The sequence below is a fragment of the Oculatella sp. LEGE 06141 genome (genome assembly GCF_015207605.1).
Lineage (GTDB): Bacteria > Cyanobacteriota > Cyanobacteriia > Elainellales > Elainellaceae > Oculatella.
Genome location: NZ_JADEWO010000004.1, coordinates 86,776 through 99,061, shown reverse-complemented (window position 1 = coordinate 99,061; position 12,286 = coordinate 86,776). Strand labels below are relative to the sequence as shown.

The following is a 12,286-nucleotide window of genomic DNA, read 5'->3' as shown; positions in this document are numbered from 1 at the left end:
GCTATTACTGTATGCCATCCCTCCGCTGAAATAGTGTCCATTTTTGATCAATAAAGCGAAATAGTTCCTGACGAAAGCGATCGGGAGAAAACCGTTCGGCATGTTCCCTTAAGCGGGCGGGATCAACAAGAAGTTGGCCGGACTCAAATTGTTGAACGGCTTCAATCAGGCTTTCTACAGTTTGTTCTGGGAAAAATAAACCAGTTTTACCGGGGATAACGGTTTCAGTGACCCCCCCTTTGCCATAGGCAATGACTGGCGCTCCTGCGGCTTGAGCTTCGACCGGAGCAATGCCAAAATCCTCGGCGGCGGCAAACACAAACGCTTTACAGCGCTGCATGTGGTCTTCAACAACGGCATCGGGCTGTTGCCCCAACAGGTGAACATTTGAACCAGCCAACTGCTGAATCTGCCTTCGGTTTGAGCCGTCACCAATCACGACGAGCGGTAAGCCCATGCGGGTAAAGGCGGCCACAATTAGTTCTACACGCTTGTAGGGTACGAATCGGGAGAGGGTGAAGTAAAAGTCGTCTCGCTGCGGTTTGGGATAGAACCGATCGATCGCCACAGGTGGGTAAATCACTTGCGCCTTACGCCGATAGGTTTTCCAGACGCGTCGAGCAACAAATTGCGAGTTGGCAATGAAATAATCGACTCGATTTGAACAGGCCAAATCCCACAGGCGCAGGTAATGAAGTACAAGGTTAGCCAGTGCCGAACGAAATCCTTGCGTTAAGCTGGCTCCTTGAAGATACTGCTGCTGCAAGTCCCAGGCATAGCGAATGGGGGTGTGGATGTAGCTGATGTGTAGCTGGTCGGCACGCGTTAGCACGCCCTTGGCAACAGCATGATTGCTGGACAGAACAAGGTCATAACCAGACACATCCAATTGTTCGATCGCCAGCGGCATCAGCGGCAAATACTGGCGAAAGTGCTTCCTGGCAAACGGCAGAGTTTGAATGAACGAGGTGCTAACGGGCTTGTGCTGAATAAAATCTCGACCCTCCTGCGGCAGGAAATCAACCAGGCTAAAAAGGTCGGCGTGCGGGTAGAGGGCTAGCAACTGCTCAACCACCCGCTCTGAACCAGCGTATGTAACCAACCACTCATGGACGATCGCCGTCTTCACTGCACTTAGTCCTCTCTGCTAACACCCGCTCTAATTTAGTCAACCTCGACTGGCACCGCTGATTTTGGCAGCAAGTTGATTCTCCCAGAGATTGGAGCCACCTCCGGGTAAGAATTGCCGCAGCTTTCAACCTGAAGCACAACCGCTAACAGTCCATATCAGCGGCGAATCAGCAGCGAAATAGTGTGAGCAAAGCCAATGGGCATCCTGGTTTATCCAGGCTGACAAGCTGACAATTTATAAGATGTTTGCAAAGTGGTAGATGTTTGCAAAGTGGTAAATGCGCTGCACTCGTCCCCAAATTCCCCAATTCACTTGCGAACCCGCTCTATTTCAAAGCCCTTCAAAAGTGGGGACAGAGCGCCTGCGGCCAGCCAGAAAAGAGAGCGGTTCGAGTGACCATCAACACCTTTAAAGCAACCTCTTAGTATAGATACGGTTCCTGGCTCTAAAACAGATGCAGTTCTCGGCAAAGAGCAGCACGGAACTCCTTCCTGGAGTGGTCGTCAAACAGGGCAGTAAAGCCAGTGAGCAGTAGCAGAGTTGCGGGCGATCGCCTCCTGATAAACCCCTTCCATGCTTGAACTGTTTTGTATCTTGGCAGAGTAGAGTATTATCAGGCTTTGGGGATTGGCATCTTGCAATCAACCGTTTACAGTTCGTTCGTAGAAATTGATTTCGGCAAGATGGCTGCTATCAATGCAGGGTTGGGTTCAGTTCCGGATTAGTTCAGGCTCAACCGGGGCATGATATCTGAGACGAGTGAATGAGGAATGAGAACGGACTAGTTATTGAACATGAGTAGAGTAAAACATCTAGGAAGCCGTAGAGAACTTGAAAACTATAGAGACCTTCTCTTTGTCCTTGTTCAAAAAGACATCAAGGTTCGATATAAAAGCAAAATATTAGGGTATTTGTGGTCGATCGCCAGCCCCTTAGCCTTTGCCTGCGTTTATTTTTTTGCCTTCAGAATTGTGATGCGGGTAGATGTAGCTAACTACCCATTAATGCTGATTTCCGGTATCTTTCCCTGGCAGTGGTTTGCTAACTCGGTTGGGTCATCTCCAAGGTTGTTTTTAGGCAATGCTCCTTTAATTAAAAAGGTCAAATTTCCTCGAATTATTATTCCGCTTTCTATGATCTTGAATCATATGATTCATTTCATCCTATCACTGCCCGTTATTTTGCTTTTTGTATTTATTTACGGTGGGGCACCTACCCTCAGTTGGATCATTGGTATTCCCATTCTGCTCGCCGTTCATTTGATGATGGTGTATGGTATATCTCTGGTTCTCTCTTCATTAAATTTGTTCTTGCGCGATATCGAACGGCTGGTCGATGTTGTCATGCGCTTCGTTTTCTACTTCACGCCTATTATTTACCCCATTGAATTAATTCCTGAGCGCTTTCAGGCGTTTATTCCACTTAACCCAGTTGCCCCCCTCATTATTAGCTGGAGAGAACTGTTTCTGTTCGGTACGTTCAATCTAGCTTACACAGCCATTAGTTTTGCTTACGCTCTCGCCTTTTTGGCGTTGGGCTATTTTGTTTATAGAAAACTCTCTTGGAGATTTGCCGAAGTAGTATGAGAGAGCCGGTGATTAGTTTTGATAACGTTAGTAAACATTATCCGCTCTACACTAATGTCAGAGGAATTAAGAACGTTCTCTTCAATTTTCCTCGAAACTTGAGAGCAATGCGATCGCAGCGATTTGAAGCACTTCGCGACATTTCCTTTGATGTGTACCGGGGCGAGAAGTTTGGCATCATTGGTCGCAATGGAGCGGGAAAAAGTACAACGTTGGGCTTAATTGCAGGTGTCCTTCGCCCTAATGAAGGTAGGGTCGTTGTGCGGGGGAGAATTTCTCCCTTATTGGCACTCGGAGCCGGATTTAATCCTGAATTATCGGGTCGCGAAAACATTGTACTCAACGGCATTTTAATGGGGTTAACTCGGCGAGAAGTTCTGAGTAAGCTCGATGAAATTATTGACTTCTCAGAGTTGGGTGATTTTATCAACCATCCGATCCGAATTTATTCCAGCGGTATGCTTGCCAGGTTAGGGTTTTCTGTCGTCGCTCATCTCGATCCGGAAATTCTCTTAATCGATGAAGTGCTAGGCGTTGGAGATATCAAATTCCAGCAAAAGTGCCTTGACAAGATGATGGCATTCAAAGAAAGTGGCATCACTATGGTTTTAGTGTCGCATTCTATTTCCAGCGTGATCAGTATTTGCGATCGCGCCATGTGGATAGAAGACCACACCGTTAAAATGGTGGGTCATCCCTATGAAATTGCAGCACAATATTGCAAGGCAGCAGGGGTAGAAGTTGATCTAGGCGACATACCCCAGAACGTTGAATTTAGCAGTAGCTAATAACTGTTGGTTCTGTTGGGTTGAAGACGCTAACTGAAAATCGCAAACTTTTGGTGTAAAGGGCAAACTGCGCTGGCGAATATGAAAGACTTTCCGGCACAATACAATCTCAAAGAAGAAGATGTCTTCTATTTTTGTCATATCCCCAAAACAGCCGGAATGACATTTAGAACGATCGTTGAAGACTATTTTGACTGTAAGGATATCTGCCCTGCCACCCTCACCGCTCAGGTTGCTGATATTTCTCCAGAAGCATTACAAACCTACAAACTGTTCAGAGGCCATTTAGCGTTTGTTGATTTGCATAGCCTCTTACCCAATAAGAACTTTGTCAATGTCACGGTCTTAAGAGAACCCGTTTCTAGAGTGATTTCGCACTACGAATACATTCGTAGAACGCCAGGTGATCCTCACTATGCGGCAGTCAAGAATATGACGCTAGAAGAGTACACCACCAAGATGACCGCCGGACGGGTTGGCAAAAATATTCAAACCTACTATTTAGCAAAAACTGCGAAGTTTGATATTGAGCGAGTGCCGCCCGACGAGGCATTCGAAATTGCCAAAGAGAGCCTGAAAAAGTTTGCCTATGTGGGGTTGCTGGAGCGGTTCCAGGATTCACTATTCTTACTGTCTTATATCTTTGGCTGGAAACCTATTTTAAACAGCCGCAAAGAAAATGCCGCGAAGTCTAAAACGCCCCGTGAGCAGCTTCCCGCCGGCACGCTTGAAGTGATCCAGGAGCATTCTCAGTTAGATATTCAAATCTACGAGTATGCCAAGGAGATCTTCAACGAGCGATTCACTGACATGACGCAGAATTTGCTGAGTCGATATGCCAGCCCGTCCGATGATTCGCTGGTGTTGAATGCGATCGCCACATCTGCTGAACCGCCTGCTGAACCCTTGCCTTTTGAAACGCTGCGCCATCTGCTAGAAAACCACTACGAGCAACGGTACCTGGAGCAGCAAGTCCCCGTTGCAGATGCGGTATGTTACGACTTTTGCGAGCCGCTAAAAGGAACCGGATGGCATCGCCGCGAGTGTCCCCGCGACGGGTTAGCCTATCGCTGGATGGGGCCAGGTACAGTATCAACGCTCGATTTGCCCGTGACCACTACAGGCGATCGGATTGTGGAATTTCGCGTCATTTGCACCTGGGTAACGGGCGCTGATGTTTTAGACGGTCTGACCCTGGAAGTGAATGGTCATCCCATTGAGCTAGGCGTTTTACACAGCGATTTGGGCGAACGAATTCTGCGGGGCAAGCTATCCCAAACGCTGCTGGATACGGGCAAGGTCTTTACCGAATTCAAGTTTCAAATCGATCGCGTTATCTCCCTAAAAGATGCCAATCCACTTGGAAATGACGCTCGTTTAGTCGGTTTAGCGATTAACAGCGTCAATGTTTTCCCAGTGGGGCAAGAGCGAGAAAAAAGCATCCTGGCTCATCTGTTTAACAACGGTCCCTGGCAAGACGTTGCCAGTTTCATCAAAAACAACCTCAAACCCCAGGAGCAAGTCCTGGCGCCTCTGGCCTTTAGTATGGCGGTGCCGAACCCAGTAGAAGACTATAGCGCCATCTTCAACGGCAAGATGGATTTTGACTGGGTTGTTCTACACAAGGGCATGATGGACAAAATTAGTTCCATTCTGCTCAAGCTGATTTTGCGTCGGTTTACGCCCGTTTTTGCGAACGAAGTCTTTGTTGTTTTCTCCAATCGTCAAGATTTACCGCGATTATCGTATCTCTCTGCTCACGTTCGCTCGGTGTATGTCGATCGCCTCAAATTCTATTTAGAGAAGCGAGTCAAACCAATCTACGCCAGATATTTTGCTCGCCGAGCCTCTATCAAGCAGCAAAAAGAGCGACAAGCCGTAAAACAACGGTTGAAAAAGTCGAAGTAAGCAGACGCGATTAACGGCGCAACGGCAGCGAGTGATGTGACAAATTCTTTACTTGTCAATTTGTCAGTGGTGGGCACGAAGCCAACAGGCATAGCAACCTATGCTCAAAATCTCGTTGCCCACTGGCACATTCCAGAAACAACGTTCCTGACTCCACAGCCGACGTTAGCGCAACACAACCCATATTTGATTCCCACTCACCTCAGTGCAGAACATGGCCGGGCAGGGCACCTGCGGCGCTTGCTCTGGACTCAGTTTCAACTGCCGAACATTTACCGTGAGCTGCGATCGCGCCTGATTTTCTCACCTGTACCAGAAGCACCGATCGCCTCATCATGCCGCTATGTTGTCATGATGCACGATTTAATTCCGCTGCGGTTTCCTAACTGGAAATCACCGTTAACCTATTACTGTCGCTATTACATTCCTCAGGTATTAGCGCAGGCTGAACATGTTATTTGCAATTCCGAATCGACCGCGCAAGATGTTAAAAACCACTTCGGTTTAAGCCATAGCCAAATCACTCCAATTTTGCTGGCATACGATGAGCAAAACTTTCGATCGCTCAACCTCGATCAACCGGATGATGCCGCCGTTACCCCCTATTTCCTCTACATTGGTCGCCACGATCCCTACAAAAATGTACAGCGTTTGCTCACAGCCTTTGCCCATCTCCCCCACCAGGATTGTGAACTGTGGCTGGCTGGCCCTGCCGACCCACGCTACACGCCAACGCTGGCAGCTCAGGCAGACGAGTTAGGGGTGAATCAGCGGGTTAAGTTCTTAAATTACGTGGCCTATGACCAACTGCCCGTTTTGCTGAACCGGGCGATCGCGCTAGTCTTTCCCAGCCTGTGGGAAGGGTTTGGCTTTCCGGCTCTCGAAGCAATGGCCTGTGGCACTCCCGTCATCACGTCCAATCTTTCCTCCCTGCCCGAAGTGGTAGGGGATGCTGCCATCCTGATCGATCCGTACAACACGACTGAGATCACAGCCGCAATGCGATCGCTAGTAGAGGATAGCGGAGTACGAGCGCAGCTTCATGCCGCTGGTTTAGCCAGAGCCAGCCAATTTAGCTGGAGAAAAACCGGGCAACAGACGGCTGAAGTCTTGCGGCAATTTTTGTAATGTGCATCGTGTTACAACAAGTTAAGTTGAGACGAAGGCTAGAATTTAACTGAGGTGCAATTAAGAGAAGTTTAGTCAGGTAGGAAATTCATGGCTACTACTATTCAATCTCCCTACACAAGCGAGCAAGTTGCAGCTTGGCTAAGAGGTCTCTTGACCATTGCTTGGGCAGACGGAGATTTTGATGAAACTGAGCAACGCTTGATTGCCGATCTGACACAGGATGAACTCGCGCCCAAAACCGATCTGGGGACACTAGAACCCATCTCACCTGAGGATCTAGTAGCCGATTTAGGCAGCGATGCCACGCTAGTCGAAAACTTTTTTAGAACGGCCGTCATGGTGGCGATCGCAGACGGAATCTACACCGCTGCCGAAGATCAAGTGATTCAGCAGTTCTGTCATGCACTGGGGCAAAGTCCCGCTATTTTAGAGTCGCTGCGCTCAACCCTGCAACAACCGACAGGAACCGCGTCTACGACGACTGAAACCAGAGTGGCATCGCCAGCCTTATTCAGGCCGCCCCTTTCTCCCAATCCGCTCCATCCCGTGAAGGATTGGCTGGACGAACTAGAAGTGCAAGATCCCCGCGTTGCCCGCTTTCTCTGCAAAATGATTCCGTCTCAGTGCCCGTTTGAACGGAACATTAAGCTATTTGGTCGCAAGGTGGTTCACATTCCACCCCTGTGTAAACTCAACCCGCTGTATGAACAGTTGGTAGGCTTGCGGTTCCGCGCGTTGTCTTACCTGGCCGATGAGTGCCAGGAAGATGTCTCTCCCTATATTTAATTTAGCCAGAGTGTAATTTAGCCAGAGTGCAGCAGCGAGAGCATTCAAGCAACTGAATGCTCTCACTCCCACTGCTAGTCCAGGCTCACAGCCGACGACTCATGAGGATAGATTAAAATCTTCAGTGTTTCTGGAGTTGGAGTCACCGCTCGTTCAACCGCAGCCGCCAATTCTCGCAGCGGGTAGCGATCGCTCACCAGTGCGTCTACATCAATCTTTTGGCTAAACACAATATCAGCCGCCAGGGCTTGCACCCGATAGGATGAGCTGTAGCTTCCCATCAAGTCAATTTCTCGACGGTAGAGGATATTGGGATTGATCGGAATTTCAACTTCGTCTGGAAACTCGGCAAAGAATAGGATCTTGCCGCCTTTGCGGGTGCAGTCCAGCGCTTGAAAGAATGCTTTTTCACTGGGAACAGCCAGTAAGCTGGTATCGACTCCCATGCCCTGGGTCAGGTCTTGCACCTTGGCAGACAGATCAGGGTCACGGGCATCAAAGGCGGCATCGGCACCCACGTTGAGCGCTTTCTCAATTCGCGACGGCAGCAGGTCAGTGGCGATCGCCTTCGCCCCAAAATACTTCACCAGCATAATAAACATCAGCCCAATTGGCCCTGCTCCCGTCACCAGAACCGTTTGCCCCGGAGTAATGTCTGCTTTTTTAACCGCTTTCAGGCAGCAGTTTGTGGGTTCCACAAAACTGGCCTGCTCAAAACTAATGTGATCGGGAATAGAGAGCAAGCCACCATGCTGAACAATATGCCCCGGCACCTTGACGTACTCGGCAAATCCGCCGCCGCTGGGTGCAAACCCTGCTGTTGTTGTAATCGTTTTGTACACGTCACACATCGAGAAGTTGTCGTTCAGACAATAGCCGCAGTGCATACACGGTATATGATGCAGCACAACCACCCGTTGCCCTACGTGCCAGTGTTTAACATCTGCGCCAACGGCTGCAATAACCCCGGCGGTCTCATGCCCAAAAATGCGAGGCGGTTCATATAGCGGGTAGCGAATCTTTTTAATATCTGACTGACACAGCCCGACAACCTGCACCTGCACCAGCACTTCGTCTGAGCCAATTTCTGGAGTGGGGATCTCCTCATAGCTCAGTTGATTAACCCCTCTAAAAACCTGCGCTTTCATACTGCTCCTTTACCCTCCTGCGATAGACTGTACCACTGTTAAGCAGTGGGGTGTAGGGAGTCAGCATGGGAAGCAGCGAGATTCTTAAGGCAGACGTTTTAGTGGTGGGGGGCGGCACCGGAGGAACGGCAGCGGCCATTCAAGCCGCACGGCGCGGCGCAAATACCGTGTTGGTTAGCGAATTTGCGTGGTTAGGCGGAATGCTGACCGCCGCAGGGGTCAGTGCCCCCGATGGTAATGAGTTACTTGCGTTTCAAACCGGGATTTGGGGCGCGTTTTTGCACGAATTGCAGCGACGACAGCCCCAGGGATTGGATCACGCCTGGGTAAGCTTTTTCACCTACGATCCCCAAATGGGTGCCGAGATTTTTGCCGATTGGGTGCAAGCGCTGCCCAACCTGCATTGGATTGCTGGACAGGCACCATTAGAGGTTCTAAAGCGGGGCGATCGCGTCACCGGAGTTCGTTTCGCCAATCTCACTGTAGAAGCAGCCATTACACTCGATGGCACGGAATTGGGGGATTTACTGGCTCTAGCGGATGTTCCCTACCGCTGGGGATGGGAATGGCAGCCAGAATGGGAAGAGCCGAGCGCTCCACCACAGCCCACTCCCATGACTGAGCGCTACCCGGTTCAGGCTCCCACCTGGGTCGTCGTGCTGCAAGATTTTGGTGAAGCAGCGGCTGTGCCGACCATCTCAGCCCCACCAACCGACTGTCCAGAGCAATTTACAGCCGCGTGGCAAGGGTATAGCCCTGAGCAGTTTCTCAACTATGGGCGGCTACCGGGCGATCGCTTCATGCTGAACTGGCCTCAACACGGCAACGACTACGGCGTTGAGTTAGACCGATTGGTGCGATCGGCCACGGCACGACACGAATTTCTGCAAGAGGCTCGCTGGCACTCCCAAAGCTTTGCCCGGTTTATTCAAGCCCAACTGGGGCAACGGTATGGTTTAGCCAGTAGCACCTTTCCAACGCCATCGGCACTGGGGGGAGGAGCCTATGCGCTACACCCCTACTATCGAGAAAGCCGCCGTCTGCAAGGATTAACAACCGTCACAGAGCCGCACATCCTGCCATTACCGGAAACGAATATAGCGCCCCTACCATTCACCAAAGACCAGGTAACGGCGATCGCCATTGGCAACTATCCCAACGACCATCACTATCCAGGGTTTAGCTTTGCCTTAGCCGCGAAGTCCATCCGTTGGGGAGGACGCTGGACAGGAACACCGTTCACCATTCCCTACGGCAGTTTAGTTCCTGCCCACATAGATGGGTTGCTGGCGTGCGACAAAAATATATCGGTGTCTCACATCGCCAACGGTGCCACTCGGCTTCAGCCTGTTGTTTTGGGAGTGGGTCAAGCCGCAGGCATGGCAGCAGCGTTATGTGTCGAACAGGGTTGCCAACCAAGAGAATTATCTGTGACTGCCTTGCAGGCTGCTCTGCTGGCAGAACCAACTGCGCCCGCCGCCGTGGTGCCTCTATTCAACCTGCCGCCAAACCATCCCGATTGGGCGAGCTGGCAGCAGCATTATTTGCACCATCCAGATCAGTACCCCAGCAATGGATATTGCGCTAACTTACAGCCCGTTCAACAGAAGGCGATCGCTCCAACGCCCCGATGTCAGGTCTTTTCAGGTCTTTTTCAGCGACAAGGGGAGCAAACCTATCAACTCATTCTGGCCGAGCCTGAACCGTTCAGAGAGCAATCCTTTGCTTTAGTCACACTGGATGCAGAGATTGATCAACAACTGCAAAGATGTGTAACATCCCAACCCGTTCGGGCATGGGGAAACCTAAGTCGCTCCGGTAAGTGGATCGTCGTCAACCGAATTGAGCCAATTAGTTCTCCAGAATCAGTCCTGTGCTATGAACCGAGTTGATAGCTGCGTCGAATGACCGCCCTGGCTTTTGAGTAACTTCAGACGCTTCCTCAACCTCCGCGGTTGGACAGCCCGGATACCACTCAACGCCTCGCGGAAGCAGAGAGTTCGCGGACAATGCAGCCGCGCTCTAGAACAGCACATACAGCCATTTTCAGTTGCATTCGCCACGCCTCAAACCCTACACCCCACATCCATCTTGGCGAGACTGTGGCTGACTCGGTTGAGACCTGCCGTAAGTTGATACATCCTGAATCCATTAGGAAACAGGAATGCGAACAGATCTACTCTAGCTTCTGCAAGTTAAGCCGCTAGAAACAATTCTAAACCTCTAATTTAGAGCCTAAAATCCAGGACACAAGCCCTTTTGCGAGCCTGCCCTGGCAAATATTATTTGGTTTTCCTGATCCACCCTTGGAGGTTCCGTATCAAGAAGTAGTAATGCTGACACGGAAACCTTTCATGCCTACCTACTTTTCTATTATTGCAGCAAGTTTGCTAGTTTCTTCAATTTCTATCAGCCCCCAGGGAAGTTCTTGTACATCTTCTACCAATGTTGTGGCTGCCCTTGCATCCAATTCGTCGCCCGTGGAACTCGCGTCTGAAACATCTATGGATAATCAGTACTCGCATCGAGGCAGCGGCCGTCGTGACCTGTCACAGTGTGCTTAGGCTGTCAATCACACGTTAGGGTAGAATTAGAGCAATTTTAGAACAAAACTCAGCTTTTTGGCTGAATCATACGATTTGACCCTTGGCTCTGATTTCCTTCTGGGAAAACTAATTAAAAGGGGTTTCAGTAGCCGAAGTAGTCGAGTGATCTTTACTGGTAGTCTCTCTAATCCGCAGAAGAAGCCGTAAGATTAAGCTGTTCCCTGTAGCAAATTTTCTTTGTCCATACACTCCTCACGATTGTCATCAAAATGACCAACGACGTCGATCTGATCAAACGCCTTAGTCCCAGTGCAATGGATCAGATCATGCTTTATCTGGCTTTTAGTGCCATGCGTACTGGTGGGCATCGACATGGTGCATTCTTGGATGCGGCTGCAACGGCTGCAAAGTGCGCCATTTACATGACGTATCTGGAGCAGGATCAAAATTTGCGTATGACGGGGCACCTGCACCACATTGAGCCTAAACGGGTCAAAGTCATTGTCGAAGAAGTGCGCCAGGCGCTGACTGAAGGCAAATTGATGAAGATGCTGGGGTCGCAGGAACCACGCTATCTGATTCAGCTACCCTATGTTTGGCTTGAACAATTTTCGTGGCAACCGGGGCGATCGCGCATTTCCAGTTCTAGCCTTACCTCTGAAGAGAAGCGGCAAATCGAGGAAAAACTGCCCCCCAATCTGCCCGATGCCCAGCTGATCAACTCGTTTCAGTTCATGGACATCATTGAGTTTTTGCACGCTCGTTCTCAGGAAGACTTGCCCACCGAACGGCAGATGCCCCTGAGCGAGGCGTTAGCAGAACACATCAAACGTCGCTTGATTTACTCTGGTACAGTCACTCGGATTGATTCTCCCTGGGGAATGCCCTTTTACGCGCTGACCCGTGCATCGTACTCTCCAGCCGATGAAGAAGAGCGCACCTATATCATGGTGGAAGATACGGCTCGTTATTTCCGCTTAATGAGAGACTGGGCAGAGCGGCAATCTACAGCCGTTCGGATCTTAGAGGAATTAGACATTCCGCCCGAACGCCTGGAGCAGGCGCTTGAGGAATTGGATGAAGTGATTCGAGCTTGGGCTGACCGTTATCATAAAGTTGGTGGGTTTCCGTTCATTCTGCAAATGGTAGTGGGGCCAAAGGAAAACCCTTCGGTTTCCTAAATCGGCATCAGTAGCCTGAATGACGGGTGGTAGCTAGTTTAAAAACCAGTTCTCAAACCGCAAAGAGAGCTGGCACACTG

9 protein-coding genes are annotated in these 12,286 nt (G+C 50.1%); 7 read left to right on the top strand and 2 right to left on the bottom strand.

Annotated elements, in window-relative coordinates; translation table 11 throughout:
• Positions 1-4 precede the first annotated feature (4 nt).
• Positions 5-1,129, bottom strand: coding sequence for a glycosyltransferase family 4 protein (locus IQ268_RS04635; protein WP_193876038.1), 1,125 nt, complete (start codon positions 1,127-1,129; stop codon positions 5-7).
• A 797-nt stretch (positions 1,130-1,926) separates the two neighbouring features.
• Between IQ268_RS04635 and IQ268_RS04630 the strand changes: the two genes are divergently transcribed.
• From IQ268_RS04630 to IQ268_RS04610, 5 genes are all read left to right on the top strand, one after another.
• Positions 1,927-2,718 carry an ABC transporter permease gene (locus IQ268_RS04630; RefSeq protein ID WP_193876036.1) on the top strand — a complete coding sequence of 264 codons (792 nt, stop codon included), beginning with the start codon at positions 1,927-1,929 and terminating at the stop codon, positions 2,716-2,718.
• Positions 2,715-3,506, top strand: a complete 792-nt coding sequence (locus IQ268_RS04625) for an ABC transporter ATP-binding protein (protein ID WP_193876034.1) — start codon at positions 2,715-2,717, stop codon at positions 3,504-3,506. Before IQ268_RS04630 ends, IQ268_RS04625 begins: the two co-directional genes overlap by 4 nt.
• An 81-nt stretch (positions 3,507-3,587) precedes the next feature.
• Positions 3,588-5,414 (top strand): sulfotransferase family 2 domain-containing protein, encoded by a 1,827-nt coding sequence (locus IQ268_RS04620; RefSeq protein ID WP_193876032.1) that lies wholly within the window; start codon positions 3,588-3,590, stop codon positions 5,412-5,414.
• A 36-nt stretch (positions 5,415-5,450) separates the two neighbouring features.
• Positions 5,451-6,542, top strand: coding sequence for a glycosyltransferase family 1 protein (locus IQ268_RS04615; protein WP_193876030.1), 1,092 nt, complete (start codon positions 5,451-5,453; stop codon positions 6,540-6,542).
• Positions 6,543-6,632: 90 nt separating this feature from the next.
• Positions 6,633-7,331 (top strand): Mo-dependent nitrogenase C-terminal domain-containing protein, encoded by a 699-nt coding sequence (locus IQ268_RS04610; protein WP_193876028.1) that lies wholly within the window; start codon positions 6,633-6,635, stop codon positions 7,329-7,331.
• 74 nt (positions 7,332-7,405) lie between these two features.
• Here IQ268_RS04610 and IQ268_RS04605 read toward each other — a convergent pair whose 3' ends face one another.
• A complete protein-coding gene (locus tag IQ268_RS04605) occupies positions 7,406-8,479 on the bottom strand; it encodes a zinc-dependent dehydrogenase (RefSeq protein WP_193876026.1) in 1,074 nt (357 codons plus the stop codon).
• Positions 8,480-8,544: 65 nt separating this feature from the next.
• Between IQ268_RS04605 and IQ268_RS04600 the strand changes: the two genes are divergently transcribed.
• Positions 8,545-10,371, top strand: a complete 1,827-nt coding sequence (locus IQ268_RS04600; RefSeq protein ID WP_193876024.1) for an FAD-dependent oxidoreductase — start codon at positions 8,545-8,547, stop codon at positions 10,369-10,371.
• Positions 10,372-11,294: 923 nt separating this feature from the next.
• Positions 11,295-12,206: a heterocyst differentiation master regulator HetR gene (gene hetR / locus IQ268_RS04595; protein WP_193876022.1), complete on the top strand. Its 912-nt coding sequence runs from the start codon at positions 11,295-11,297 to the stop codon at positions 12,204-12,206.
• The last annotated feature ends 80 nt before the right edge of the window (positions 12,207-12,286 follow it).

Bases quoted from the DNA above. Each gene is read 5' to 3' on its own strand.
- hetR (WP_193876022.1), top strand. From the start codon at position 11,295: ATGACCAACGACGTCGATCTGATCAAACGCCTTAGTCCCAGTGCAATG.
- IQ268_RS04625 (WP_193876034.1), top strand. From the start codon at position 2,715: ATGAGAGAGCCGGTGATTAGTTTTGATAACGTTAGTAAACATTATCCG.
- IQ268_RS04600 (WP_193876024.1), top strand. From the start codon at position 8,545: ATGGGAAGCAGCGAGATTCTTAAGGCAGACGTTTTAGTGGTGGGGGGC.
- IQ268_RS04605 (WP_193876026.1), bottom strand. From the start codon at position 8,479: ATGAAAGCGCAGGTTTTTAGAGGGGTTAATCAACTGAGCTATGAGGAG.
- IQ268_RS04620 (WP_193876032.1), top strand. From the start codon at position 3,588: ATGAAAGACTTTCCGGCACAATACAATCTCAAAGAAGAAGATGTCTTC.
- IQ268_RS04610 (WP_193876028.1), top strand. From the start codon at position 6,633: ATGGCTACTACTATTCAATCTCCCTACACAAGCGAGCAAGTTGCAGCT.
- IQ268_RS04630 (WP_193876036.1), top strand. From the start codon at position 1,927: ATGAGTAGAGTAAAACATCTAGGAAGCCGTAGAGAACTTGAAAACTAT.